Source organism: Bradyrhizobium sp. C-145, assembly GCF_023375135.1.
In the GTDB taxonomy this organism is placed as follows: domain Bacteria; phylum Pseudomonadota; class Alphaproteobacteria; order Rhizobiales; family Xanthobacteraceae; genus Bradyrhizobium; species Bradyrhizobium zhanjiangense.
In genome coordinates, this window is sequence record NZ_CP088150.1 from 6,271,070 (window position 1) to 6,297,592 (window position 26,523).

General features: G+C 60.0%; 18 protein-coding genes and 1 pseudogene. 6 read left to right on the forward strand and 13 right to left on the reverse strand.

Features of this window, described 5'->3' with window-relative positions; all coding sequences use genetic code 11:
- Nucleotides 1-16 precede the first annotated feature (16 nt).
- From LRP30_RS29640 to LRP30_RS29665, 6 genes and pseudogenes are all read right to left on the reverse strand, one after another.
- Nucleotides 17-523: an A24 family peptidase gene (locus LRP30_RS29640; RefSeq protein ID WP_249757043.1), complete on the reverse strand. Its 507-nt coding sequence runs from the start codon at nucleotides 521-523 to the stop codon at nucleotides 17-19.
- Nucleotides 524-588: 65 nt separating this feature from the next.
- Nucleotides 589-798 (reverse strand): hypothetical protein, encoded by a 210-nt coding sequence (locus LRP30_RS29645; protein WP_249757044.1) that lies wholly within the window; start codon nucleotides 796-798, stop codon nucleotides 589-591.
- 143 nt (nucleotides 799-941) lie between these two features.
- On the reverse strand, nucleotides 942-1,151 hold the full coding sequence (locus LRP30_RS29650; RefSeq protein WP_249757045.1) for a hypothetical protein: 210 nt from the start codon (nucleotides 1,149-1,151) through the stop codon (nucleotides 942-944).
- A 562-nt stretch (nucleotides 1,152-1,713) separates the two neighbouring features.
- Nucleotides 1,714-3,084 (reverse strand): HlyD family type I secretion periplasmic adaptor subunit, encoded by a 1,371-nt coding sequence (locus LRP30_RS29655; RefSeq protein ID WP_249757046.1) that lies wholly within the window; start codon nucleotides 3,082-3,084, stop codon nucleotides 1,714-1,716.
- Nucleotides 3,085-3,094: 10 nt separating this feature from the next.
- A pseudogene (locus tag LRP30_RS29660) lies at nucleotides 3,095-4,800 on the reverse strand (type I secretion system permease/ATPase).
- Between the two features lie 76 nt (nucleotides 4,801-4,876).
- The gene (locus tag LRP30_RS29665) at nucleotides 4,877-12,178 is read right to left on the reverse strand and encodes a VCBS domain-containing protein (protein WP_249757047.1); all 7,302 of its coding nucleotides are present in this window, start codon (nucleotides 12,176-12,178) and stop codon (nucleotides 4,877-4,879) included.
- A 1,207-nt stretch (nucleotides 12,179-13,385) separates the two neighbouring features.
- On the opposite strand from LRP30_RS29665, the gene LRP30_RS29670 reads away from it, so the two are divergent.
- Nucleotides 13,386-13,562, forward strand: coding sequence for a hypothetical protein (locus tag LRP30_RS29670; protein WP_249757048.1), 177 nt, complete (start codon nucleotides 13,386-13,388; stop codon nucleotides 13,560-13,562).
- A gap of 967 nt (nucleotides 13,563-14,529) precedes the next feature.
- Here LRP30_RS29670 and LRP30_RS29675 read toward each other — a convergent pair.
- Nucleotides 14,530-14,922 (reverse strand): hypothetical protein, encoded by a 393-nt coding sequence (locus LRP30_RS29675; RefSeq protein WP_249757049.1) that lies wholly within the window; start codon nucleotides 14,920-14,922, stop codon nucleotides 14,530-14,532.
- 1,132 nt (nucleotides 14,923-16,054) lie between these two features.
- Between LRP30_RS29675 and LRP30_RS29680 the strand changes: the two genes are divergently transcribed.
- Complete coding sequence (locus tag LRP30_RS29680) at nucleotides 16,055-16,384, forward strand: alpha/beta hydrolase (protein WP_249757050.1); 330 nt, start codon at nucleotides 16,055-16,057, stop codon at nucleotides 16,382-16,384.
- Here LRP30_RS29680 and LRP30_RS29685 read toward each other — a convergent pair.
- The gene (locus LRP30_RS29685) at nucleotides 16,381-17,580 is read right to left on the reverse strand and encodes an MFS transporter (RefSeq protein ID WP_249757051.1); all 1,200 of its coding nucleotides are present in this window, start codon (nucleotides 17,578-17,580) and stop codon (nucleotides 16,381-16,383) included. The two genes, LRP30_RS29680 and LRP30_RS29685, sit on opposite strands and share 4 nt — an antisense overlap.
- Nucleotides 17,581-17,925: 345 nt before the next feature.
- Complete coding sequence (locus LRP30_RS29690; protein WP_249761854.1) at nucleotides 17,926-18,258, reverse strand: hypothetical protein; 333 nt, start codon at nucleotides 18,256-18,258, stop codon at nucleotides 17,926-17,928.
- A gap of 398 nt (nucleotides 18,259-18,656) precedes the next feature.
- On the opposite strand from LRP30_RS29690, the gene LRP30_RS29695 reads away from it, so the two are divergent.
- The 3 genes from LRP30_RS29695 to LRP30_RS29705 are packed head-to-tail and all read left to right on the forward strand — an operon-like array spanning nucleotide 18,657 to nucleotide 20,430.
- The gene (locus LRP30_RS29695) at nucleotides 18,657-19,304 is read left to right on the forward strand and encodes a 3-oxoacid CoA-transferase subunit A (protein ID WP_128939404.1); all 648 of its coding nucleotides are present in this window, start codon (nucleotides 18,657-18,659) and stop codon (nucleotides 19,302-19,304) included.
- 4 nt (nucleotides 19,305-19,308) lie between these two features.
- Entirely contained in the window at nucleotides 19,309-19,959 is a 651-nt protein-coding gene (locus LRP30_RS29700; protein WP_128939405.1) for a 3-oxoacid CoA-transferase subunit B, read from the forward strand.
- Between the two features lie 12 nt (nucleotides 19,960-19,971).
- Nucleotides 19,972-20,430 (forward strand): MaoC family dehydratase, encoded by a 459-nt coding sequence (locus LRP30_RS29705; protein WP_128932333.1) that lies wholly within the window; start codon nucleotides 19,972-19,974, stop codon nucleotides 20,428-20,430.
- A 168-nt stretch (nucleotides 20,431-20,598) separates the two neighbouring features.
- On the opposite strand, the gene fabI is transcribed toward LRP30_RS29705, so the two are convergent.
- From fabI to LRP30_RS29725, 4 genes are read right to left on the reverse strand one after another with little or no spacing between them, the layout of a single operon-like run.
- Complete coding sequence (gene fabI, locus LRP30_RS29710; protein ID WP_249757052.1) at nucleotides 20,599-21,387, reverse strand: enoyl-ACP reductase FabI; 789 nt, start codon at nucleotides 21,385-21,387, stop codon at nucleotides 20,599-20,601.
- Nucleotides 21,384-22,598: an acetate kinase gene (locus LRP30_RS29715; protein ID WP_249757053.1), complete on the reverse strand. Its 1,215-nt coding sequence runs from the start codon at nucleotides 22,596-22,598 to the stop codon at nucleotides 21,384-21,386. The genes fabI and LRP30_RS29715 overlap by 4 nt, the downstream gene beginning before the upstream one ends.
- A gap of 5 nt (nucleotides 22,599-22,603) precedes the next feature.
- A complete protein-coding gene (locus LRP30_RS29720) occupies nucleotides 22,604-23,566 on the reverse strand; it encodes a phosphate acetyltransferase (RefSeq protein WP_249757054.1) in 963 nt (320 codons plus the stop codon).
- Nucleotides 23,567-23,595: 29 nt separating this feature from the next.
- Nucleotides 23,596-25,824, reverse strand: coding sequence for a DUF3141 domain-containing protein (locus LRP30_RS29725; protein WP_249757055.1), 2,229 nt, complete (start codon nucleotides 25,822-25,824; stop codon nucleotides 23,596-23,598).
- 160 nt (nucleotides 25,825-25,984) lie between these two features.
- On the opposite strand from LRP30_RS29725, the gene LRP30_RS29730 reads away from it, so the two are divergent.
- Nucleotides 25,985-26,521, forward strand: a complete 537-nt coding sequence (locus LRP30_RS29730) for a GNAT family N-acetyltransferase (protein ID WP_128939409.1) — start codon at nucleotides 25,985-25,987, stop codon at nucleotides 26,519-26,521.
- The last annotated feature ends 2 nt before the right edge of the window (nucleotides 26,522-26,523 follow it).

Below are 26,523 nucleotides of genomic sequence, written 5' to 3' on the forward strand. Positions count from 1 at the left end.
CAGTGCCGACGACATGTCAAAATCCTTTGCTCAAAATGGTCCAGATACCGCCGCATGCAATGGCGACCCCATAGGGCAGCGGTGCATGTCTCAAATGACGCCAGCGCTCGACGGCGTAAACCCGGCGCATCAGCGACGATCCCGCAGGCGCCAGCTTCGGGTGCGGCAGGCGGCGCATCATCAGATGCATCGCGGCCAGGACGCCACCGGCGAGTGCGGTTACGGTCAACAGCTCAATCACGCCAGTCAACGGGACACCGATCGCCAGGGCGATCAGCAACTTGACATCGCCGCCGCCGATCATTCTGCGCTGATAGACCACGAAGAGAAACAGAAACAGAATCGAGGCGACAATCAGCGACTGACCGACTTGCATCGGGCTGGCCAATTGGCAGACGATCCCAAGGAACGCCAGCGCCAGACAAATTTCGTTTCGGATCAATCGTGTCGCGATATCGATCGTTGCGACATACAACAACAATGCGATCTCCAGACACGCGGTCGTGGATGCAATCCAGTTCATGAGAATTTGCCCCAGACGAGACGGGGGCGCGTTGCAACGCCCCCGAGCGCCGGACGGTCGCTACCCTACGCGGCAGTAGTGACGGCGGTGGTGACCGTTCCGATCGCGGTGGTCAGCGCCGCGCCGATGCCGCTGGCAGTCGTTGTACCGAACGCAGCAGCCACTGCAGCGACGATGCAGGCGGCAACGATCACGTACTCGAACGACACAACGCCGATCTCGTCGTTGTGCAGAAGTGTCAGGGCTTCTTGCGCCTTAACGTAATATTTTCGCATAGGAGTGAACCCTAATTAAGAGTGAATCCTGCTTTGAGAATGTGCCTTGTGAAAATTGCGAGGCGACCGTTGGCAGGAAACGCTGCCAACGGCATCCGGTCGGAGACCAGCCCAGAGCTGGCCTCCCGGCTACAGGCTGTGGATTAGGCGGCAGTGGTGACCGCAGTCGTGACCTTGCCGATCGCGGTAGTCAGCGCCGCGCCGATGCCGCTGGCAGTGGTGGTGCCAAACGCCGCGGCAACTGCTGCGACGATGCACGCGGCGACGATCACGTACTCGAACGACACAACGCCTTCCGTGTCCGCGCGCAGGCGCTTCAAGGCTTCCGTGGTCTGAATATAGTACTTCAACATAGGAAGAATTCCTTCTTTTGAGATGAAATGTTCGATCGCAACATTAGCGGGCAACTGCCAGCCAGGTGATTCAGCGGCTGCGGACTATGTCCGATGCACCACTTTATAAATTTTGTGTTAAATCCAGAAGCGAGTCAATATTTAATATTGAAAATTAAATCGACGGCGGCATTTAACGTTACCTTTGATATTCCTAAAAATGAATCATCGACAGGTCGCACGCAACTCTGGTGAAAAACCCACGGCATATAACGAGATAATAAACATCAGATCGTAATGCGCTCAACTTCGGAGATGGACATCTAGTAAATAAAAATCGCCGTATTAATACGGAAGAGATGGGACAATATATTAAAAATTGCGGAAGCAGTAGATGATCAAGATCGCTGTTTCATTGAATTGCGCCGTAATTAACCAGCCGCGATGAGTTCCACCACTGTGCGTGGTGAAAGCAACTGGAACACTACTCTTTGTAACTAGCACATGGTTGCGCGCATCAGCTTTCATGCTGCGCCATTCGCACGCTTGAGCAAGCACACGACTTTCCGGTTTGGCATCTGCGTCATTTCTGCCGGAACGACTGGTTGAAAGACATCACGAGCGGCCCGACAATATATTCAAATGCCGTGCGCTGTACGGTCGGAATCATAACGGTCGCCGGCATGCCCGGATAGAGGCGGATGTTCGGCATGCCCGCCAATTCGCCCTGGTCGATCCGGACAAAGGCCGTGTAGTACGGCGCATACGTTTTCGGGTCCGTGAGGCGGTCGGCGGAGACCTGAATGACGTCGCCGTGAATGATCGGCACGATGCGCTGCTTGTAGGCGGTGAGATGGACCTCTGCGCGCGCGTTCGGATGCACGTCGCTGATGTCCTCGACGGCAACCTGCGCTTCGATCGTGAGCGAATCCTCGTCAGGTACGATGTCAAGGATCTTGTCGCCGCGCTGAATCACGCCTCCCATGGAAAAGACATTCAGTCCCACGACCCGCCCGGTATAGGGTGCGCGAATTTCCATTCGGCTCAATATTGCTTTGGCACTCAGCGCCTTCGGAATGACCTCCAGGAGTTTGGCTTGCGTATCTCGGAGATCCTTGGTGACTTCGGTCATTCGATCGTTGTCCAATTGAGAGATCTGCTGCTCCTGCTCGGCGATCGCCTGCCGTGCCCTGGCAATGTTGGCATTTGTATCGGCAATCTGGCCTTCAAGCCCATACGCAGTCCGCTCCAATTGCAGGATGCGCGGACGCGCGATCAGCCCGCGCTCGACCAACGGCGCAATATCCTTTGCCTCGTTGCGGACAGAGTTGATCTGATCGGTAAACGCCTTGACTTGCGCCTCCGCACCAACGATTTGCGACCGAAGCTGGTTGATCTTCTCGCGGATGACGCTTCGTTGCCCTTCCAGCGACGCCCGCCGGCTTTCGAACTGACTGAGCTGACCGCTCCAGACGCTCTTGAAATAGGGATCGGCGGAGCGTGCCTTCAGATCCGATGGCATGCCGAGATCGGATCCATGATCGAGCTCGGTCAGAAGCCGTACTTCAGTCGCACGAAGCACGGCGTATTGCTGCGTGAGCACCTCATACTCGGCGCGGGCTTGAGTTTCGTCGAGAACGATCAGGAGGTCGCCCGCCAGCACCCGCTCGCCTTCCCTGACATGCAATTCCTTGACAATACCACCATCGAGGTGCTGGACGCTCTTGCGGTTACCGTCGACCTTGATGACCGCGTTGGCGACCACGGCGCCGTTCAGCGGTGCGGTCAGCGCCCAGGTGCCGATGCCGCCGAAGAAGATCGCGATGATCAGCCACCCTGCGAGCGCCACATGGCGGATAGAATCGTTCGGCGTCTTGTCCTTGTTCTCATCTCTCGTCCAGCCCGGGGCCTGAGCGGGTCGTTGCGATCGGTGTGCAAAATCCAACAGCGCCATCTGCTGTGTCCTAGCTAGTCGTTTCCCGGACTGCGTGAATCGGTACGGGCCGTGTCAAGCGAGCCAAAATTTCGCTGCGCGGCCCGAACATCTCGACGACGCCGTCGCGCAGCACCAATATCTTGTCGACCACGCCGATGGTGGATGGCCGATGGGAAATGATCACGACCGTCGTTCCGCGCTTCTTGAGCTGCATGATGCAGTCGGCGAGGGCAGCATCGCCATCGGAATCGAGGTTCGAACTTGGCTCGTCCAGCACAACCAGGCTGGGGTTGCCATAGACCGCCCGCGCCAGCCCAACGCGCTGGCGGTACCCCCTGAGAGGATCGCACCCCCCTCTCCGATTTGCGTGTCATAGCCCTCGGGAAGTCGCAGAATCATCTCGTGCACCCCGGCCATACGAGCCGCCAGGATAATCTCCCTGTCCCCTCCGTCATTGAACCTGCAGATATTGGCTGCGACGCCATCGGCGAATAATTCGACGTCCTGCGGTAGGTAGCCGAGATGCTGGCCGAGCGAGGTCTTGATCCAGCTGGACACATCGGCTCCGTCAATGCGAACGGCGCCTGCCGATGGCACCTGCACACCCACGATGTGGCGCGCCAGTGTTGATTTGCCGGCACCGGACGGCCCGATGATTCCCAGCACCTCGCCCGGCTCGATCTGAAACGAGACGTTCCGCAGAATCGGCTTCGAAAGGCCGGGCGGTGCACAAGAAAGTGCTTCAACAGAAAGGCGGCCCTCGGGGCGCGGAAGCATGAGCCGAGGATCCTGCGTTTGGCCGGCCAGTAGCTCGCGCAGCCTCAAGAACGCGCCGCGCGCCGAGACAAGACCGCGCCATGATCCCACGATCTGCTCGACCGGCTGCAGGGCCCGGCCAAGCAGGATGCTGGCGGCGAACATCGCGCCGGCGGTGGTGAGCCGCTCGATTACAAGATAGGCGCCAAGGCCAAGGATCAAGGACTGCATCGAAAGCCGCAAGAAGCGGATCATGCTCTGCATCGTCGCGGCGCGGTCGCTTGCGGTGACCTGGCGCTCGAGCATTCGGTTGCGGTCCCTGCTCCAGCGTTTCAGCAGTCCTGCCGTCATGCCCATCGCGCGCACCACTTCGGTGTTGCGCAAGCTCATCTCGGTAAAATTGTAGTTTCGGGTTGCGGCCTCGTTTGACTCCGACAATGGAGGCTTGACGATCCACTCATTGAAGAGAGCCATCAGGATCAAAATGATCGCGCTGCCCAGCGAAAACGCGCCCAGGAACGGATGCAGGGCAAAAATCACCGCGATGTAGATCGGCGTCCAGGGCAAATCGAGAATGGCATGTACCCCTGTGCCGGTGATGAACTGGCGGAACGTATCGAAATCTCGCAGCAGGTGGCTGCGCGCTCCACCGGAATTTGCCGAGCGTTCGACGATGGCGGTCATAACGCGAGGCGCGATGTTCCCATCGAGGCGGATGCTGGTGCGCGTAAGCACCCGTGCGCGTACCGCGTCGAGCCCTGCAAGTGCGACAAGTGCGAGGAGCAGCGCGATCGTGAGCATCACGAGCGTGATCTCGCTCGCACTCGAGATCACGCGATCATAGACCTGCAGCATGTACAGCGGCCCGGCCAGATACAGCAGATTGATCGCCAGGCTGAAGATGGCTGCGGTGACGAAGTAGCCTTGCGAAGGCTTCAGCAGTCGCCGCAACTCATCATGTCTTTTGGACGGTTTCATCAAGTCTGATACCTCACGCAATCGACTTCATTAAGAACATCCAAAGTCTGCAGCTATCCACTAGCCGTTATGCCGCTCAGGCGATGTGATGCGGGTCATAGGCAATCACGGCATCGTTCGTGGCGTCTCCTTTTGTACTAAAACCCGTCGGATCGTATTGCCCGAGCAGGATGATGTTTGCGGTGTGAGCGCCATCCGAGACCGTCAGAGTACCGCCCGTCCCCGCCTCGTTTTCCGTGAAGCTCACCGTCGTGGCCGCGCCGAAGGCGATGCCCTTGATGCCGATGTCGTCATTGCCATCGAGGCCGCTCACCGCTCCGGAGAAGTGGAAGGCGTCGTCCAGAATCAGGTGGCCGGCGGCCGTCACATCGAAGGTGACGCCTGCCGTCGAGCCTGCCCCGAACTCGATGGTGCCGGCCCCGCTGATCAGTGCATTGCCGCTGCCGGTAACCTCGCCTTCTGCTGTGACGGTGCCACCATTGGCCCAGATCATGCCGCTGTTGGCCACAGCACTCTCAAGGACGAGCCCACCCGCACCGGTCGCCTCCAGCGTGCCGGCATTGGCGATCACGTTGGCACCGGTATCGATCACCAGGGCATGGGTGCCCGTGGCATCGATGGTGCGTTCGTTGCTGAGCGTCAGGCTGCCCTGGCCGATCTGGCCCGCGCCAGAGATCACGTTGTCGACGTTGTCGAGCGTGACGTTGGAAGCCGTGCCGGCGATGATGTTGTGGTCATCGTCCGACAGTGTCACGAGGCCACCGCCTTCCAGTTTGATGCCGGTCTGGATCAGTTGCAGCAGCGTGTCATCGCCCGAACTCTGCAGGTCTATCTCGCCCGTGTTGTGGATGATCCCGGACAGCGGCAGCATCGCGCCGTCGCCGATCGTCATCGCGCCTGGATTGTCGACAGTCGGCGTCACGTCGAATTCGAAGTTCGCCGCGGTCAGGTCCGCCGCATGCACGCCATCGAGAGTGATCGTCTGGCCGTCGGCCAGCGTGATCACAGCATTACCGCTCGTGTCGTCCGCGGTGTGGGCCTGGACGTCCGCGAAGCTCTGCCAGCCGTAGCTGATCAGGTCGATGACGTCGGAGGACACCTCGAAGCTGTGCACGACGTCCTTGCCGATCGGCTGCGAGAACACGAAGAGATCGCTACCTGGGTGCCCAGTGAGATGATCATCTCCAGAAAGAGCAAAAATCGGTGTGCCTGGGGCATAGACCTCGATGTTTTCCTGAAGCGTTGCCAGCCCTGCGCTTCCATCCGCATTAGACCAACTCACAGTCACGTTTAGGAGAGCCGCCCCGGTGAAATTGACCGGGGTATTCAAATTTACCGAAGACAGATCGTTAGTTTGAATGGTCCAACTACCAGCGGATTGAATCCCGCCGGATAGCACCCAATCCGCGGGCACCGCGTCTAGTGCGATAGTTGCCGGTCCAACAAGGCCTGAGATCGAACCGAGCAGACCCATGTTCATCGACGAACCAGCTACGCCAGCTGGCCCAAGGGTACTATCGTAAACGACCAGGTCCGTATTCGTGATCGCTGTCACACCAGCCAAGGTCATGATGTTGCTGAGCGTCGCAACTTGGACTCTGTTTGCTGTATTGCTCCAGTCCGTGTCGAACCAAATCTCCCCGTGTCCCGTCGTTGAGTTAAACACAATCACATACGCATTGGTCGCAGCTCCACCATTGTTGGTCGTGATGTTGGAAGTTGTTTGCGAAGAAGTTAGAACATCTACGTGATTGTCGTCGGCAGCATTGATGCCAGCGATGCTTGTCCGTGTGTTATTAAAGTCACCACTGTTAAGCGTCGTACCAGCAGCACTGGCGCTAGTATTTGTAAAGCTAACGCCACCCAAAGCAGCGCCGCCGAGAAGCCCGATCTTATCGGTGCCCTGCGTATAATCGGTTATAACGTCCGTACCACCGTTGGTTTGCAAACGGAACTGGTCGGCACCACCATTCCCGGTCAGCGTGTCATTGCCCGACTTACCAATAAATATGTCATTCCCGGAACCACCCACGATCGTATCATTGTTCGATCCTCCCAGAACAACAAAGGCATTGGAGGTCGCGGAAGCATCAAAGCTAAGCTTCGCGTTGCCCGTGATCGGCGTCCCATCGATTGTGATGGTGCTGCCGTTGCTGAATGAGGCGGCAAAAGTCACGGTGTCGGTATGAGTTCCCGTGCTGGTGTCATTCAGCACGATCTTCTCGAAGTTCCTTACACCCACTGTGCTCCCAGTCCCATCGCCAAACGTGAATGGCCCTGGCTGGTTGTTCGGAATCGTAAGGGTATCTACGCCTGTTCCTCCGGTTAGTTTATCCCCATTGTTTAGGGTGTTATTTGTTGCGGTCACCGAATTCGTTCCTGCCGTAAAGGTTAGAATATCGGGACCGGACGTGAGCGCCGTGTTCTGTACATTGATTGTGACGTTGTCTGTATCGGAAAGGGCGCCGCCGGAACCCGTGCTGCCCTGATCGTCGGTGGTGATTGTGAAGGTATCTGTCCCGGTGAACGACGCCGTTGGAGTGTAGACCAAGCCATTCAAGGCGTTGTTTATGCTAGTGATGGTTCCTGAGAATGTCATCGACGCATCGGATGTACCGTCTCCCGCAGTAAAGGAGAGACCGCTCGTCGTGGAAAGCGTCAACGTGCCATGACTGACACTCAACGTTACCTTCTCGCTCCCGGCGCCGACGTCAACGTCTGAGATGGAAACCGCACTTCCATTCGCACTGCTGAACGAGAAGCTCGTGTTGATTCCGACGCCTTGAGCTCCAGGAATTGAATTCACCGGTGCGTCGTTCACGGCAAAGACGTTTACAGTGCTCGAAGCCGTAACGTTGTGGAGGTAATGAAGTTGGCCGTTCGAAGTACCGATGAAGGCATCCGGCTTGCCATCTCCATCGATATCGACAAACGTTGGGCCTGAAAAATCTCCAAAGTCCAACCCATTAAATGGATTGTTGCTACCGGTTTGCTCAACAAAGGCCGGTGCAGTGGAGGTTCCAACGTTTCTAAGGTAGTGGAGCGTTCCATCGCTTGCGCCGACGACGACATCCAACTTGCCGTCACCGTCGACATCGAGGAGCGTCGGGTTCGAATAGGATCCGACAGTGATGCCATTAAAGGGATTGTTAGCGCCACTTTGGGCGGTGAAAACGGGCGCCGATGCCGTTCCCGTGTTCTTAAAGTAGTAGAGCGTGCCGTCTTGCGCTCCGACGACAGCATCCTTGTCGCCATCGCCATCGAGATCGGCGAAAACTGGAGCGGAATAGTGGCTGCCCGAACCGCCTACCGTGATCCCATTAAATGGATTGTTGGCTCCAGTTTGCTGGGTAAATACCGGTGCGGTCGCCGTGCCAGTATTTTTGAAGTAGAGGAGCGTCGCACCGAACTCGCCTACCACCGCGTCGAGGTCGCCATCACCATCAAGATCGACAAAGGTCGGATCGGCGTGTAGCCCAATATCGACTGTATTGAATGGGTTGCTGGGTCCGGCCTCTTGTACATAAGCCGGAGCGGTGGCAGTCCCCGTATTGCGGTAATACAGCAGCGTCCCGTTGTCAGCCCCGATCACCACATCGAGCTTGCCATCACCATTCAGGTCGACGAATGCGGGGTTCGCATAATCCCCGACATCGACACCGTTGAGAGGATTGTTGGATCCGGTTAGTTCAGCAAAGGTCGACAGACTCTTGATGTCTACACCGCCATTTGCCGTCCCACCGCTGTCCTGGATTGAGGTCAGCGTGATCGTCCGCGCTCCCGCGGTTGGGTTACCAACATTGGTGTCCTGATAAGCAATGCCATTGACGACTGTCTGGGCCGCAGAGGTCGAGATCCCGCCTGCGCTGGTCAACGTCACTGTTGCGGTCGCACCGCTAACCGAGACGCTATAGCCCAAGCTGTTGCCACCGCTGGTCGTGCCGGCGGTCCCGTTTGTCAGGCTGAACGTGGTGCCGTCGACGACGATCTTCTCGTTGCTGCCATCGACCAGGCCACCGACCGTGAGGGTTAGGCCCTTGATGGTCTGGCCGGCCTCAACCGTGCTGATGCTCGTTCCGGAGAACACCGTCACCGCTGCCGCCTGCGAACTGCCCGCCCCTTCCGTAAAGGTCGGGCTCGATGCCGTCGCTGTCAGCGTCGGCGCGTCGTTCACCGGCGTGACCGTCACGTTGGATGCGATCGACAGACCTGTGGTATCGGTGCCGCCGTTGGCGGTCCCGCCGCTGTCCTGGATCGAGGTCAGCGTGACCGTCCGTGTGCCTGCGGTCGGGTCATTGATGTTGGTGTCCTGATAGGCGATGCCGTTGACGACCGTCTGCGCCGTGGACGCCGAGATACCGGCCGCGCTTGTGAGCGTTACGGTTGCGGTGGCGCCGCTCACCGATACGCTGTAGCCGAGACTGTTGCCACCTGTCGTCGTGCCGCTCGTTCCGTTGGTCAGACTGAACGTCGAGCTGTCGACGGCAATCTTCTCGTTGGCGCCATCGACCAGCCCGCTCACCGTAAACTTCAGGGTCTTGATGGTCTGGCCGGCCTCAACCGTGCTGATGCTCGTTCCGGAGAACACCGTCACCGCTGCCGCCTGCGAACTGCCCGCCCCTTCCGTAAAGGCCGGGCTCGATGCCGTCGCTGTCAGCGTCGGCGCGTCGTTCACCGAGGTAACTGCAACCGTGGCGGTTGCGACGTTGCTGGCATGGTTCGAAGCGGAGCCGTCATCGACCTGGTAGCTGATGGTGCGGCTCGCGCCGGACGGATTGTCGCTCGAGTTGAAGTAGGCTACCGAACGCAGGGCCGCCTGGTAGTTCGCAACCGTCGTCGTGCCGCTCAACGTCAGCAGGCCGGTCGAGGCGTTGTAGCTGCCGGTGATGCCGTTCTGGTTGGTGAAGTCAAGCACATCCTGGCCGGATGCGAAGTTGCCGGTGATCGACACCGTTGCCCCGATCAGAGTCGGGCTATCGACGTCCGACACCAGAAGTGCCGTGTCGATGGCTGTCGCCGCCTGGTTTTCGGTATAGGACAGCGAGCCGCCCTGCGCGGTGATCACGGGCGCGTCGTTGGTGCCGGTGATGGTGACGTCGATCTGCTTGGTGATCAGGCCGCCGTTCTGGTCGTCGAGCGTGATGGTGAAGCTCTCGACCTTGGTCTGGCCGGCGGCGAGATACTCCACGGCCGAGGCCGCAACCGTGTAGGTCCAGGTGAGCTGGCCGCCGGTGCCTGTGCCGGTGGTGTCGCTGTCCTTGACCGCGGTGAGCGAGCCGAGCACGGAGCCGATCGGGGTGCCGGTGGCGGAAACCAGATGCACGTCGGTGAGGTCGACGTCGGTGAAGCTGATGGTGCCGCTGTCGGCCAGGTTGCCGGCCGGGGTGACGAGCTCGGTGACCGCGCCGCTGAGATCCTGCGCGGTGATCACGGGCGCGTCGTTGGTGCCGGTGATGGTGACGTCGATCTGCTTGGTGATCAGGCCGCCGTTCTGGTCGTCGAGCGTGATGGTGAAGCTCTCGACCTTGGTCTGGCCGGCGGCGAGATACTCCACGGCCGAGGCCGCAACCGTGTAGGTCCAGGTGAGCTGGCCGCCGGTGCCTGTGCCGGTGGTGTCGCTGTCCTTGACCGCGGTGAGCGAGCCGAGCACGGAGCCGATCGGGGTGCCGGTGGCGGAAACCAGATGCACGTCGGTGAGGTCGACGTCGGTGAAGCTGATGGTGCCGCTGTCGGCCAGGTTGCCGGCCGGGGTGACGAGCTCGGTGACCGCGCCGCTGAGATCCTGCGCGGTGATCACGGGCGCGTCGTTGGTGCCGGTGATGGTGACGTCGATCTGCTTGGTGATCAGGCCGCCGTTCTGGTCGTCGAGCGTGATGGTGAAGCTCTCGACCTTGGTCTGGCCGGCGGCGAGATACTCCACGGCCGAGGCCGCAACCGTGTAGGTCCAGGTGAGCTGGCCGCCGGTGCCTGTGCCGGTGGTGTCGCTGTCCTTGACCGCGGTGAGCGAGCCGAGCACGGAGCCGATCGGGGTGCCGGTGGCGGAAACCAGATGCACGTCGGTGAGGTCGACGTCGGTGAAGCTGATGGTGCCGCTGTCGGCCAGGTTGCCGGCCGGGGTGACGAGCTCGGTGACCGCGCCGCTGAGATCCTGCGCGGTGATCACGGGCGCGTCGTTGGTGCCGGTGATGGTGACGTCGATCTGCTTGGTGATCAGGCCGCCGTTCTGGTCGTCGAGCGTGATGGTGAAGCTCTCGACCTTGGTCTGGCCGGCGGCGAGATACTCCACGGCCGAGGCCGCAACCGTGTAGGTCCAGGTGAGCTGGCCGCCGGTGCCTGTGCCGGTGGTGTCGCTGTCCTTGACCGCGGTGAGCGAGCCGAGCACGGAGCCGATCGGGGTGCCGGTGGCGGAAACCAGATGCACGTCGGTGAGGTCGACGTCGGTGAAGCTGATGGTGCCGCTGTCGGCCAGGTTGCCGGCCGGGGTGACGAGCTCGGTGACCGCGCCGCTGAGATCCTGCGCGGTGATCACGGGCGCGTCGTTGGTGCCGGTGATGGTGACGGTCACCGTCTGGGTCGTGGTCGAGCCGTGGCCGTCATTGACCGTCACTACATAGCTCTCGGCCACACTTTGGCCTTGTGCGAGATACTGCGCAGCGGCACTATTCAGCGCGTAGTGCCACTGCACCGAACCATCCGCTGCGTTGGCTGCCTCGTTACCCGGATCGAGCGAAAACATCCCCAGCGAGGTCGTATTCGTGGGCGACGCCACAAAACTTGCGGTGTGCGTATCGCTCAGGTCCGCATCGGTGAAGCTTATCGTTCCGGCCGCGGTCAGCGAATCTGAAGGGGCCGGCGTCGTCGCCGCGTCCTCCACAACTGCGCCGCTCTGTGGGCTCGACGTAATATAAACCGAATCGTTTGCGCCGCTAAACTGCAGCGTCACCGTGGCCCAGCTGAGCGTACCGTTGCCGAGCTGAATGGCGTAAGTAAAAGAATCATTCAGTGTTTGACCAACGGCGAGCCCCTGAAGAAGGGAATTGATGTCGCCCTTGTCGTAGTGAACGGTGCCATCCGACTCGATCCAGATCCTCGCACCCAGCGCACTATGATCGCTCGTTCCGGCCGCACCAGCTGCGTCACTGCTGTAGCTTACGTCTTTGACCAGCAGATCCGCAGGTGCATAGGACTTGGTCGACGCCGAGGTACTCGTTCCATCATCCAGGGAGAACAGCGTCTTTGCTGCGCCGCCCAGATCGTTCGCCATCACATTCAGTATCAGAATGTTGTTGGCTTCTTCCGTGAATGTGAAGATGTCGTTGTTGGCTTGAGGGGTATTTCCAAACGAAGTCGTGCTTCCACCGCTCGTCTGCGTCGCCATGGCTTAGGTCCTCACAATTCACAAAATCACGTGCAACGGTTGCCTAGATCGAATGGGTGTTACGATGGACAAGTCGCCAAGAGGCTCCCGATCGGTGGGCGTCGATCGCTCGCCACAATCAGAGGCCGGCTCGAGAGCCGCCCGATTGGTCAGAGCCGGCGGATTGTCCACGTGGAAAACGCTGTCGATCACATGATCGAATGATGAGGAAGGAGTGGAGCTCGTTAGCGCTCGCAGGCGCGATTCGATCGTCGACCAGCCAAGTGATGCTGGGGGCCGCAGGAAAAAACTTACGCTGGTCAATACGCACTCCCTCAAACTCCGCTGCCGCAGAGCGGGTGCGACGAAGAATCAATTCACTGCCGACGCCTGCTCCAAAAAGTCGCAAGCGCGGTCGACAGGCAATTGCCTGTTTTCGATTTGCGTATCGACCTAACGTGAAAAGACTCGGAACGCCCTCATCCCTGCCCTGTTTTGTGTCCGGCGCTGCACACCGCACACACCGCAATCCTTGTTGGCAACTAGCTTTAGACTTGGTCTGCTCATCCGCAGCAGCACGATTCTCGAGTCCAATAATCTAAATTAAATTCAACGTGACTTAAATTTTCAACGCTGTCTATATGAAAATTATCTACTCGTTAATGCCAAAAGATTCCGACAGACCCCGGGAATCTACGGCATTTTCCCTCACTGAAGCAGAGCGCATTTCAAGGATAAGAATGCAGCAACCTCGCCGGCGCGACGTCAAATTAAACCGCTCACTCTTTTTTTCCGCAGCCTCATTAATTTGTCGGCTTCAATAAAATGGCGCACGGATTCGACCAGTCGCTGTACGCCGTGTTCTGTGGCTGGAATCTGTCGAGTTGCCATCCTAACAAGCGAGGATCGTGAACTTACCCAAGTCGATAATCCTAGAAGTACAGTTCTGGCGGGATCGCTTGCGCACGGCCGCGCGCCTCAGAGGGTGCATACAGGCGCCGGCCCGGTATTCCGAGCAATCCCGAACGGGATAGAATTGTTGATGATTGCGACCAAACTCACCGGCCGCATCGCGGAACGCAGCCAGGCAACAGGCCAGCCGGCTGGCCAACACTTACGCTGGATCCGGTGCAATCCCAGGCGCAATAAGAGCTACGCGTTAGGGCTCGGCTCCGGCTGAGTTGGAAAACTGTGCGGTTGCCTTCCTTTAGTAAAGAGTTCAAGCCCAATGACCGGTTTCCAAGCCAAGCTGGAACGTGTTGAAAACCTCGCTGTCGAATGCGAGTTGATCGCCAAACGAGTGGATGGATGTAACGCGAGCTGTATCTCCGTGCGGGCCAGCACCATCGTGAGCTGGCAAACCCACGTGCGTGCTCTGATTGCGTCGTTCAACATCGCCGCGTAGGCAGAAGATCACCTAACGCGACTGTTGGTCGCCTCCATTTCAATGGCGGGTCTTCTTCGGGTCGCCTCCACATCCTCGATCGATACGTCGGGCAAGTCTTCTCCATCAACTCTGTTGCCCACCGGCAGCCGCCCTTCCTCTCCTCCACGGCCGGTCAGGATGCTTTCACATACCAGCCAAGGCCGTGTCAGATGCGACGATTGTCGTTGGTCATTTAGGCTTTCGAGTACTTGACGGGCGACCAGATCCCCGCAGGAAGCGAATGCCTTCCAAGGTAAGCGCTTACGCCTGCAGCTAGAAAGACACGTCTCTAGTAGACGCACTGCCGGACGTAGTAGCCGCCACTCACCCGTATCCACTGGCAGGGGCTGGGCGGAAGCTCCCTGACGATAACCCAGCCGTGATAGTCGATGTTGGTTGGTGCAGTCAGGCCGCGCCAGAATACCGCATGAGCGCCGGACGTACTCAGAATGATCGATGCAGAAAAACATGCCAAAGCAGCACAGAGTAGAAGGAGCGTTCGCATTGTCAGTCTCCGGCTTGGACGTTGCTTATGGTATGATTGCTGTGCCGATTCAACGGCCGCGGCCTCAAAATGCCAGCAAGTAGCAGAACTTCCGCGCAAGTTCAGGGTCGACGTACCCGCTCCCATCGATCCATTCGTGGGGACAATAGCCGAGCGATAACGGATCGATGATAAGCCCGTCTCGAACGATCGCTTCGCGAGTGCCTATCAGACCCGTCGCGACTCTGTCGCCACTTTCCGCATCAAAACGCAACGCATCGAAAACCGCAGTATCACTGGTCACGGCAATGCCCTAGCCCGTCTCAAATGAACCCGATCTGCAAATGAATGCAGCGTATCGCGTGGGCGCTCGAGAGCAAGCAATATCGTTTTTGCAATTGCTCACACCGGCAGCCGCCGACACTGATCACTAGGCAGAGAATCATTGATCAGGGGAGCCGATTACCTCATACGGCGGATGCTGATCGGCCTACCCAACTCGAACGCCTGCTCATGCTTCCGAACCTGCGCTGCCGCGAACATGCAAGTTAATCCCCAAGCTCTGTATCGCGGCCGCCTCCCCAGTTGTTGAACCGGACGCAGATGGCCTTGCTCGCCGTCCCCGCAGACGTCCGGCGGCAAGCGCTCCTTACATCTATGATTGTGAGTAATAGCAGAGCATTGCTTGATGAGGTGCGGCACAAGCGGGCTTTCGAACCATGCGTCCTCAGCATAGAGTGCAAGAAGACCATCCGCATCATTGTGCGACAGCGCATCATTCCAGGCAAAGTACATGCGTTCGACGGGCGTCGAACCGGCCGTAACCAAGTTTCTCGGCAGCGTCCTATCGTCCATTGTTCTCTCCTCTTAGATCTCGCAACGCCTCAATGTGGTCCATCGCATGCGGGCCGAACGCCCGGACGTTCGAGGGGTTGCAAAGAGGAGCCGTCAAACCGGGATAAGTGATCCCCGATTGACGGCAGCCCTCGTGCCACTGGGTGCAAGCGGTGCCGTTGATGAACTCAATCCAAGCGAGCTGACGCAGTGGAGATCAACTCGGCGAGATCGGCGATTTGGAACTATGTTGCGGGATGTTGGCCCGAATAGACGCATCACCTGGAACGGGTAGGGGCGGGTCCTGTTGAATACGATGGTCGCGGTTTTCTGAGGCGTTGGCTGGTCAGCACGATCGAGATACGCACTCCGACGTGAAGATCAGCCGGCTTCTGTGCACTTCGGTTCCAGGCCAATAGGTGTTGACCGCGCTCATCGTTGAAACAGCGAAGCTGGTCTCGACAACATCGCGATCCTGCATGGCAAGCCATCGCCTGACCGACCAACCAAAGTACGCTGAACCAAACTGCTCCAAAGACGCGTCCAGCCTAACCGCCGTTCCAACCGAAGGTGTAATCATGGCTCGCCACGAGCAGCTCACTTGCCGCACAGATGAACTGGAAATTGCATATGAAAAGACCGGACCGATCGGCGGGCAACCGCTTGTTCTTGTTCATGGCTGGCCAGATGACATCCGATGCTGGGACAGGGTGATCGAGGGACTGACCCAGCAAAACTTCCGTGTCTACGTGCCTTATCTCCGAGGATGTGGCCCAACCCGGTTTCTGCGCGAGTCCACGATGCGAAGCGGCGCGATTGCGGCACTTGCGCTCGACCTCTCGCAATTCCTGGATGCATTGAACCTAAACAATGTCGTGCTGGCCGGCTACGATTGGGGTGCGCGCGCCGGTTACGGCGTGGCAGCGCTGTTTCCACGTCGAGTGGCCGCTCTGGTTGCTGCGGCGGCAGGTTACGCCACTGCCGTTCCTCCGCGAGAAATGCCATATGAGCTAGCGAAGGCATATTGGTACGAATGGTATGTTCGACGTCGCGAGGCGAAACAGCCTACCGCGACGATCGCAGGCGGCTCTGTCACTATCTTTGGGAGACCTGGTCGCCGGCGTGGCCGAGCCGAGACTCCGAATTCGATGCCATGGCAGACTCGCTCGACAATCTCGACTGGGCCGCGATCAGCATCCATGCCTATCGCCAACGCTGGCACGATGCCCAGGGCGCTCCTGAGCACCAAGGGGTGGAGTGTCGTCTGGCGGAGCCGCCCGCTATCGGCGTGCCAACCATCATGCTTCAGGGGGCCGAGGACCGGGACAATCTTCCGATCACCTCCGAGAACAAAGAGGAATATTTCACCAGCCGTTATGAGCGGCACTTGCTTCCTGGTGTCGGTCACTTCGTCCCTCGCGAAGCACCGAAGGCGTTCGTGGATGCGATCAAGAACATCGTCTACGGAAGCAGCACCACCTAGGAGACCATCCTCGAAGCATCAGTTGGGGCGCCCTGCCGTTCCGCCACTATAAACACCGGTACCGAGGCGAGCTGCATCGCGATCGAGAACGTGATCAATCCGGCTCGCGAGTTTTCGTACAGCAGGCCGGTCGCGATACTGCCGAGGAGCCACCCAACGCCGTAGCCCGCATAGTACAGCCCGAACGCGAAGTTTCGCTTTCCTTCGGGAAGCACCTCGGCAACGATCGCCTTGAGCAGCGTGTCCTGAATCGCATAGCCGGCGCCCCAGAACAGCATGCCGAACAGCACCAGCCAGAAGCCACCCAAGAACACGAAGGGCGAGAACGCGGCCGAGATGCACACCGCGACGATCACGATGGGAAGCCCGATGCGATCGTAGATCTTTCCGAAAGCCAAGTTCGCAAGAACGCCGAATGCCGTCGAGATCGCAAGCATCACGGGGATCCACTGCTCGGAGGCAATCCTCGCCTTGGATAGATGGTAGGATATCAGCTCGAAGCTCATCAACCCGGACGCAAACAGCGCGCCGGCCAGCATGTACAGCCAATAGGCCTTGGAGAAGTCCTTGGCCGGTGCCGTGCGGCCCTGTTCCAGATGCGACGGTGTCGGGAAGTTCACCCGGGCGACCACCAGCGCGATGAGCGCCGCCGCGGCCGAGATCGTCAGGAAGGCGTAACCCGCCCTGAAATCCCCCTTCAGCAGGAGCACCAGCGCAACGATGAGCGGCCCCAAGGTCGCGCCGATCTCGTCGAGCGCGGTGTTCAGCGCGTAGACCCAGCCTTTGCCGAGCTCACCCGTCGTGTAGGAGAGCATGGCTTCGATCGTCGGCTTCCGCAGCGCCCGCCCTATCCGCTCGGCGAGAACGAGAGCGGCGGCCAACTGCCAGCTCCCGGCGAGGGCCATCGCCGGCACCGCGAAGAGGTTGATCACGTAGCCGACGAAGGTGATCAGCCAATAGCGGCCGGTGCGGTCCGCGGCGTAGCCGGCGGGCAGACGCAAGGCATAGCCGAGAAACTCACCCAGCCCCGCCGTGACGCTGACGACGGCCGCACTCGCGCCCAGCGTCGCCATGAAGGGCCCGTTAATGCTGGCGCCGCCTTCGTAGGTGATATCTCCGAACAGGTTGACAATACCCGTCGTCATCACGAAGAGAAACGCGGGCGAGCTGCCACCAGCCTTTCGGGACTGCGCCATCCGCTACTCTCCGCCCGATCTCGGCACCTAGCGGGCCAAAACGAAGAAGAATGCCGCCAGCACCAGGGCACCGATAAGCCCGGCCAAGAAGATCGCTCTTCTCGCCGGCGTGCGAAGAATGATCTCTCCGCCCCTTGCCTTCTCTGCCGGATAGGGTTCCTTGGGCGGAGGGGGCGGCTCTGCTGGGCCTTCACGAACCATACCAAAACAACGCCCAGGAGGGACTTTGTTCCAGAACGGCACCCTCAATCTACGCTCGCCGACGGGTCAGGATGAACTCTTGGATCAGAAACGTTTATTCCGGGGGAAGAGCGTCCCACCTCTCGCGGCCGGCGCGTGAATGCATCATGCCGGAATACGGCAGACTGCTTGGTCAGACCTGCCGAGCGCCTTCAGGATAAAGCGAATCTGGCCGCGCATGTCTGCCTCCGTGTCTCCGCGCTGTTGAACACAGTGCTCGATCAGAATCGGATGGAAGAATGGCATGAACGCCAACCTGACCGCTCGTGCGGCTTCCGCGGCATCTTCAACCTGGAATTCGCCGGATTCGATGCCCTGGCGTATGATCGCCTCCACGATCGCTACCATCCGCTCAATATGCGCTTTGGCGATCGCCAAGTTCTCCCGCGTGGCAGTAGCAATCAAGTCATGCATGTACCTTTCCTTGACCAGCGTCATCTTGGTATGGCCGTGAATGGCAGTCAGGAGTTGGTCGAGCTTCTCCGGGGCCGGTTCTCGCAAAGGCAATTTCGGCGATCTCGTTCACAAGCCGGCCGCAGATGGATTCGTTGATCGCATTCCTGGAGGGAAAGAAACACACAACTTCGCTACTTATCGGCTGGCGGAGCGGGTGCGGACCTGGCGCCGCATCGAAATGCGGTGAATGCGGTCCTCGAACAGCGTCACGCCGGCGTTCGCAAGCTCTGGCACGAAATACTCGGAAGCATCGGCATCCACGCACCCCGAATTGAATGATTGGAAGCCTTGATGCAGATCAAGGGAGAGCAATCGTCGAGCTCCAACATCAGCTCATTGCCGCCCTTCCGCCCATCGTCGGCCGACCGGGAGTTTCAATCATGAAGGCCGTTTCCGTCGAAGAAGCCGTTGCGATGATCCCGGCGGGCGCCAGCGTCATGGTTGGCGGATTCATGGGAGTCGGGACCCCGGAGCGGCTGCTCGACGAAGTCGTTCGCCAGAAGAAGGCAGGCCTGACTTTGATCTCGAACGACGCGGCGACGCCCGGCAAGGGCGTCGGCAAGCTGTTCGATCAGGCGTTGGTATCCAAGCTGACGGCAACGCATATCGGCCTCAATCCGAAGGCGCAGCAGCAGATGCTCGCCAATCAGATCGCCGTTGATCTCGTTCCGCAAGGCACGTTCGTCGAGCGCATCCGCGCCGGCGGATGTGGTCTCGGCGGCGTGCTGACACCCACGGGCGTCGGAACGCTGGTTGCAGAAGGCAAGCGTCAGATCGAAGTCGACGGCAAGCCATTCCTGCTGGAAACGGCGCTGCGGGCGCAATTCGCATTGGTGCACGCCTTCCTTGCCGATTATCTCGGCAACCTCGCCTACGCGCTCACTTCGCGCAATTTCAACCCGGTCATGGCGATGGCGGCGGACACCGTCATCGTGACGGCAGAGCATATCGTCCCGGTCGGCGTGATTGCGCCCGATCACGTCGTCACCCCCGCGCCGCTCGTCGACTATCTCATCACCAACGGGTGACATCGTGGATCCCCAGATCATCATCGCCCGGCGCGTCGCCAAGGAGTTGAGGAGCGGCAATCTCGTCAATCTCGGGATCGGCATTCCGACGCTGGTCGCGAACTACGTGCCGTCCGATCTGAAAGTCTTCTTCCAGTCGGAGAATGGATTGATCGGCACCGGGCCGATTCCAGAGCAGGGCATGGCCCATCCAACACTCACCGATGCCGGCGGGCGCCCGATCAGTGCGCTGCCGGGCGCCTCCACCTTCGATAGCGCAATGTCGTTCGGACTGATCCGCGGCGGCCACGTCGATGTCACTGTGCTCGGCGGCCTTCAGGTCGATGCACACGGCCATCTGGCCAATTGGATGATCCCTGGCAAGATGGTGCCGGGCATGGGCGGCGCAATGGACCTCGTCAGCGGTGCCAAACGCGTGATCGTCGCCATGCAGCACGCGGCGAAGGGCAAGTCGAAGATCGTGGCAAAATGCTCCTTGCCGCTGACCTCGGCGCGTCCTGTGAATTTGGTTGTGACCGACATGGCCGTGATTGGTTTCCCCGATGGCAAGGCCACGTTGCTCGAAACCGCGCCCGGCATGAGCGTCGGCGAGGTCTTGGCGCTAACGGAGGCCGAGCTCGCCATCCCCGACAGTGTTCCGGAAATGAGACTCTGAGCAGGTTAACCCATGCGAATATTCAGCGACTTCGATGAGATCAAATCTGCCGTCGGCTCCGAGATCGGTGCCAGCGACTGGATCGAGATCACGCAGGACCGCATCAACCAATTCGCCGAGGCGACCTGCGACGAGCAATGGATCCATGTCGACCAGGAGCGCGCGAAGCAGGAGATGCCCGGCGGCAAGACCATCGCCCACGGCCTACTGTCACTGGCACTGGCCCCACTCTTCATCCGCTCGGTCATCGGCCTGAAGGGCCTGCGCAACACGCTCAACTACGGCGCCGACCGGATCAGGTATCTTGCGCCGGTGCCGGCGGGCTCGAAACTGCGCGGCCGCGTCACGATTGCCGAAGCCGAGGACGTGCCGCCGGACGGGCTGCGCGTCAACTATCACCTCGTGATCGAGATCGAGCACGGCAAGAAGCCTGCTTGCGTCGCCGAGTTGATCGCGTTGCACTATCGCTGAATCAAAAAAGTCGAAAAACAACCCCATGCACAGTAGCCATGAGGTTGACGGGCATTACGATTTCTTATTTTACGAAAGAGGTTGACCCGTCGGGCAACACAGTGGCAATATGCCATCGTCAGCCCATGGCCCAGACTGCCAGCCCGGCTTGGCAACGCGGCGGCGCGATCAATCGATGATGTGATAGCCGCCATCGATATAGAGCACACCACCGGTGATCAGCTTGGCGCCGTCGAGCGCCAGGAACGCTGTGGCATTGCCGACATCATCGATGCTGACGAGGCTGCGCGAGGGAGCTTTCGACTGCGCTTTGTCCATCAGCTCGTCGAATTCGGGAATGCCTGATGCTGCGCGCGTGGCGAGCGGTCCTGGCGAGATCGCGTGGACCCGGATGCCTTTCGGGCCTAATTCGGCGGCAGCGTAACGGACGCAGGCCTCGAGGGCTGCCTTCGCGACGCCCATGATGTTGTAGTTCTCCACCACCATCTGACTGCCGTAATAGGTCATGGTGAACATCGTGCCGCCGTTCTTCATCAAGGGTTCGGCAAGATGTGCCATTCGCAGGAATGACCAGCAGGAGACGTCCATGGTCTTCAGGAAGCCGTCACGGCCGACATCGACGACGCGGCCGTGCAGCGCCTCCTTCGGCGAGAATGCGATGGAATGAAGCAGGAAATCGAGCTGGCCCCACTCCGATTTGATCCGCTCGAACACCGCTTCAATCTGGCCTTCAACCATGACGTCGAGCGGCAGGAAGATCGGCGCCGCCAGTGCCTGCGCCAGCGGCTCGACGTGCTTCTTGGCGCGGTCGTTCAGGTAAGTGACCGCGAGATCGGCGCCGAGTGCGCGAAACGCCCTGGCGCAGCCCCAGGCGATCGACTGGTCGTTGGCGATGCCGACGACGAGACCTTTCTTCCCCTTCAGGGCGACTTTGCTGTCCGGATATACTGGAATCATGACACCCTCTCATGTCTGGGGTTCGGCGATTGGCCGTTCATCAGCAGCGACAACGTATGCTGCGCGATCATCAGCTCCTCGTCAGTCGGGATGACGTAGACCGGGAGGCGACTGTTCTTCGTCGATATCAGCCGTGCGTGGCGGGCATTCGCGGTTGCATCAAGCGCGGCGCCGAGCCAACCGAGGTGTGCCGCAACGCGGGCCCGAATGCCGCTCGAGTTCTCCCCGATGCCGGCGGTAAAGACGAACGCGTCAACACCTTGCAGCGCAGCGGCGAGCATCCCGGCGTTGAGGCCAATGCGATAGACGAAATAATCGACTGCCAGCTTTGCTTGCGGATCGGTGCTTGCCTCCAGTTCGCGCATGTCGTTGCTGACGCCGGACAGACCTTTCAATCCGCAATCGCGATAGAGGAAATCCTGCACTTTCGAGGCAGTCATGCCCTTCTCGGACATTAGATACAGCACGACGCCCGGATCGAGCTGGCCGGGGCGCGTGCCCATCGGCAGCCCGTCAAGCGCGGTGAATCCCATGGTGCTCTCGACGCTTTGTCCGCCCTTCATGGCGCACATCGATGCGCCGCTGCCGAGATGGGCGACGATCACGCGCCGTTCTGCGATCTCCGGTGCAGTCTGGGGTAGCGTTCTGGATATGTATTCATAGGAAAGCCCGTGGAAGCCATAACGCCGCACGCCTTCGGCATGGAGCTGGTGCGGAATGGCGTAATGATCGGCCAGCGGGCCGTGCGTGCGGTGAAACGCGGTATCGAAGCAGGCGACCTGCGGCACGGTCGGGAAATTGGCCAGGATCGAGCGGATCGGCGCCAGATTGTGTGGCTGGTGCAGCGGCGCCAGGGCGACGAAGCGCTCCAGCCGCGCCACCACGCCATGATCGACCAGAACCGGCCGATCATAGTCCGCTCCACCGTGCACCACGCGATGCCCGACCGCCATGGGATGGATACGAACTTCGTTCCGCAGCCATTCGCCTGCCACGTTCATCGCCGCCGGAACGTCCGGAATGGCCTCGACCGGATACGCCCGGTCGGCCATGGGATCGCTGCCCGCACCGCTCGCCCGCAGGCGCGGGCGGCTGCCGATGCCGTCCACCTGCCCCTTGATCAACCGGCGAAGCGTGCCTTCCCCCTCGATCACGAAGACCTGGAACTTGACGCTCGACGAGCCGGCGTTGACGACGAGGATGCTGTCCATGACGGTCACGCCGCAATGGTCGGCGCCTTCTGGCGCCGGGCGTGAGCATAAAGTGCCGCGACCGCGCAGGACGCCATCCGTGCCCGCGGGCTGTCCGCACGCGAGGTCAGGACGACCGGCACGCGCGCGCCGAGCACAATGCCGGCGCCGTCGGCCTTGGCGAAATAGGCGAGATTCTTAGCGAGCATATTGCCCGATTCAAGGTCAGGCACGACCAGGATCTGTGCCCGGCCGGCGACCTCGGATTTGATGCCCTTGATCCGCGCGGACTCCAGGTCGATCGCATTGTCGAACGCCAGCGGTCCGTCGAGCACGCCGCCGGTGATCTGTCCGCGGTCCGCCATCTTGCAGAGCGCCGCAGCCTCGATCGTGGATGGAATTTTCGATGTGACCGTTTCGACCGCAGAGAGGATGGCGACCCGCGGCGACTGGCCGAAGCCGGCCTGGTTGTAGAGGTCGATCGCATTCTGGATGATGTCCCGCTTGGCATCCAGATCGGGAAAGATGTTGATGGCGGCGTCAGTGACAAAGATAGTCTCGGCGTAGGCCGGCACGTCCATGACGAAAACGTGGCTTATACGTCGATCCGTCCGCAAACCTCCGGCCTTCGCGGTGACGGCCCGCATTAACTCATCGGTGTGCAGGCTGCCCTTCATCAGCAGTTCGCCGCGGGCGGCGTGGATCAATTCGACGCCCTTCGCCGCGGCATCGTCGCTGTGAGCGGCATCGACGATCTCATAGCCCGAAATGTTCAGTCCGAACCTGGCGGCCGTATCCCTGATCTTCCGTTCTGGCCCGACCAGCAGGGGCCGGATGATGCCGGCCGCCGCGCTGTCGACGGCGCCCCGCAACGATGTCTCGTCGCAGGGATGCACGACGACGGTCGGCGTCGGCGGGATCGCCTTGGCCGCGGCGATCAGGCGATCATACTTGCTGGGAGAGTGCGTGGCCGTCGCATCTAGTGACATGATGTCGCTCCCGATCGTTGCAACTCGCGTTACGAGGCCTTCGCTTTCGGATCGAAAGGGGCAACGTTCGACGCCTTTTCGGCATCTTCCATTGTGTCGATGCCAAACAAGCCGGCGACCTGCCGCAGGCGGATTGCGCGCTCGCCCGTGACATCCTCACTGGCCGAAAGCACCTGCTCGATCGCCTCGAAAGCCCCGCGGCGACGATTCATGTCGTCAGGCAACAGCTTCGGAATAGCGCCGAGCGCCCCGTCACGATCGAGCAGCAGCATGAAGAACTGCTCCCGCACCAGCATTTTGAATTCGGCAAGGCTCATGCGTGCGCCACCATGTTTGCGGCGGATCTGGCGCAGAGCCTCGATACTTCGTTCGTCGACCATCCCCCGCGCCGAGCCGACATAGAGCAAGGCGCGCAGCGCCGCTTCACGAAGGCCGCCCTCGCCGATCCGCGACTTCAGATCGTCGATGCGCTTTTCGAGCATGGCGCGATGCTCGACGGACATTTCACGCCGCCCGGATGGCACGGAAGTGGGATCAATTCCGACTGCGGCCTGCAGCGCCGGCGACCCATAGACGCTGAGGAAGATCGCTTCGCTGAGCGCCTCCTGTGAATCGCGCCAGCTGTCCAGGGCATGCACGATCTGCTTCGACATCTGCTCCTGGAACGCCAGGAACGGGTTGTCCTTCGCGACCGGCTTGCGCTCCTCGACGGCCTTCTCGGCCAACGATTTCACGATCGCCATATAGGGATTCCGGCTGCTGAAGAGCTCGTATTGCAGCCGCAGCGGGTGCCTGTTGTGGGCCCATTCGGCCATCTGGGGCGTCACCATGGCCTTGATCCATGGCTGAAGAAATTTCCGGTACGCCGCCAGATTGATCTCCGAGACGCGTTTGGCCGTGGCAAAGCGCCGCTCGTCCTCGGGAGAATTACTGCCCATGGCACGGATATCATCGAGGGTCCGCGCCTCGCAGCGCATTACCCACTGACCGACCACCAGATCCGAACTCGCGGTCTCCTCGCCTTTCGCCTCGAAGGTGGCTTCATAAAGCCCAGGTGGAAGAACGTCGATCAGGTCGATGTTGCTGGAAAACTCCGCATGTTCCTTCTTGGCAACGCCACCGGAGACGAAAATACCGAGATGACCGATGCTCTTGTGCACGGTGTAGACGATGGTCTGCCCATAGGCCCTGATCTCGTCGACGTCGGCGTAGCAATCCAAGATCCAATGCAGCGCCTGTTGCGGTGGCGTGATGTTGTCGCCCTCCGAGCAGAACACCACGATCGGCGACCTGATGTTGCGGAGATCGACCTTGCGGCCGTCGGGCAATTCGATGTTGCCTGCCGCAAGATTGTTGCCGACGAACAGTTCGTCGACGATGAACTGAATCTCCTCAGAGTTTAGATTGACGTGGCCGCCCCACCAACGCTCGAATTCGAGATAACGATCTGCCTCGGTGTCGACCTTCGAATAGACGTTGTACTGCTTGGTCCACAGCGTGTTCGACGGGTTCTGGTTCTCAAAATTCTGCACCAGCCAGGCGCCGTCGAATTTGCCGGCGCCGAGATCGCTGGTGAGCGCCGTGAGCCAACTCCCGCCCAAGAGGCCTCCAGAGTAGCGCATTGGATATTTTCCGCGCACGCCGGCCCAATAGCTGAGCGGCGCGCCGGCGATGATCAGCGGCCCAAACAGTTCAGGACGCAGCGAGGCCAGGATCATGACGGCCCATCCGGCCTGGCAATTACCGATCACACAGGGCTTGCCGTCGGCATCCGGGTGAAGGCCCATGACCTTTTCGATGAATATGGCTTCTGCACGCGCGATACGCTCAATGGTCTGACCGGGCATCGGATCCGGCAGAAATCCGATGAAATAGCAGGGATGGCCTGCTTTCATTGCCACGCCGATCTCGCTGTCCGCCTTGAAGCCGCCGATGCCGGGGCCGTGGCCCGCGCGCGGATCGATCACAATGAAAGGCCGACGGTTCACGTCGATCTCGACATTGTCCGGCGGAACGATGCGCACCAGCGCGTAATTGACCGGCTCGACGAGTTTGCGGCCGTCCATGATCAGTTCGGCCGCATATTGGAGAACATGCGGCGCGGTTTGCGCGAGGTGTTCCCTGTACTGATCACCGCGCCGGCGCATGATATCCAGGAATAGGACACTGCGTTGTCCCGCATCGACCAAGTATTCGATCGCCGAGGCGAACAGCCCCGACATTGGACCGCCCGGAATTTGCACCTTGTCTATTGACATGTTTCGACCTCTTTGTCGGGTTCGACAATTGACGGCGCCGGGCAAGGACGAACGTTGATCTAGGTCAAGATGATCTGCACGCTCGAAGGACTCTTATCCTGCAATCGAGTTCATGAGACGCGGCTCACTTGACGAGCTGATTTCGCCGGACGATATCGGCATGTCACAAATCGCAAGTTACAGCGCGCAAGCCGTACTGAAGGACGGAACTCCGGTCCAGATCCGCGCGCTTCGAGCGAGCGACGAGGCGGATATGCTTGCTGCCATCGAGCGCACCGGGCCGAGCTCGCTCCAGAGCCGGTTCTTCGTCATGAAACGATACTTCTCGGAGAAGGAACGCGCTTTCTTCATGGACGTGGATTTCAGCAATCACGTTGCGCTGGCCGCCCTCGTCGAAGAACAGGGTCGTCTCACCATCATCGGCGGCGGGCGATATGTCGTCACAGATCCCGGACGGGCCGAGATGGCCTTCGTCGTGGTGGATGCCTGGCAAGGCCGCGGGATCGGCTCCCTGCTGCTGCGGCACCTCATCGACATCGCGCAAGAGCATGGGATGCAAGAGCTTACGGCCGAGGTTCTGTCCGACAATGCGCCCATGCGCAGCGTGTTCGCGAAGTCAGGCTTCAAGCCTGCGAGAAGCGATGATCCGAGGACAGTACGCCTGACTCTCGATCTTGCATCCCCGCGCCCGGCTTGAGC

Coding starts and splice junctions, on each gene's coding strand:
- LRP30_RS29675 (WP_249757049.1), bottom strand. CDS start 14,922: ATGGACGATAGGACGCTGCCGAGAAACTTGGTTACGGCCGGTTCGACG.
- LRP30_RS29690 (WP_249761854.1), bottom strand. CDS start 18,258: ATGACGCTGGTCAAGGAAAGGTACATGCATGACTTGATTGCTACTGCC.
- LRP30_RS29715 (WP_249757053.1), bottom strand. CDS start 22,598: ATGGACAGCATCCTCGTCGTCAACGCCGGCTCGTCGAGCGTCAAGTTC.
- LRP30_RS29695 (WP_128939404.1), top strand. CDS start 18,657: ATGAAGGCCGTTTCCGTCGAAGAAGCCGTTGCGATGATCCCGGCGGGC.
- LRP30_RS29655 (WP_249757046.1), bottom strand. CDS start 3,084: ATGGCGCTGTTGGATTTTGCACACCGATCGCAACGACCCGCTCAGGCC.
- LRP30_RS29730 (WP_128939409.1), top strand. CDS start 25,985: ATGTCACAAATCGCAAGTTACAGCGCGCAAGCCGTACTGAAGGACGGA.
- LRP30_RS29725 (WP_249757055.1), bottom strand. CDS start 25,824: ATGTCAATAGACAAGGTGCAAATTCCGGGCGGTCCAATGTCGGGGCTG.
- LRP30_RS29685 (WP_249757051.1), bottom strand. CDS start 17,580: ATGGCGCAGTCCCGAAAGGCTGGTGGCAGCTCGCCCGCGTTTCTCTTC.
- LRP30_RS29640 (WP_249757043.1), bottom strand. CDS start 523: ATGAACTGGATTGCATCCACGACCGCGTGTCTGGAGATCGCATTGTTG.
- LRP30_RS29705 (WP_128932333.1), top strand. CDS start 19,972: ATGCGAATATTCAGCGACTTCGATGAGATCAAATCTGCCGTCGGCTCC.
- LRP30_RS29670 (WP_249757048.1), top strand. CDS start 13,386: ATGACCGGTTTCCAAGCCAAGCTGGAACGTGTTGAAAACCTCGCTGTC.
- LRP30_RS29645 (WP_249757044.1), bottom strand. CDS start 798: ATGCGAAAATATTACGTTAAGGCGCAAGAAGCCCTGACACTTCTGCAC.
- LRP30_RS29665 (WP_249757047.1), bottom strand. CDS start 12,178: ATGGCGACGCAGACGAGCGGTGGAAGCACGACTTCGTTTGGAAATACC.
- LRP30_RS29680 (WP_249757050.1), top strand. CDS start 16,055: ATGGCAGACTCGCTCGACAATCTCGACTGGGCCGCGATCAGCATCCAT.
- LRP30_RS29720 (WP_249757054.1), bottom strand. CDS start 23,566: ATGTCACTAGATGCGACGGCCACGCACTCTCCCAGCAAGTATGATCGC.
- LRP30_RS29650 (WP_249757045.1), bottom strand. CDS start 1,151: ATGTTGAAGTACTATATTCAGACCACGGAAGCCTTGAAGCGCCTGCGC.
- fabI (WP_249757052.1), bottom strand. CDS start 21,387: ATGATTCCAGTATATCCGGACAGCAAAGTCGCCCTGAAGGGGAAGAAA.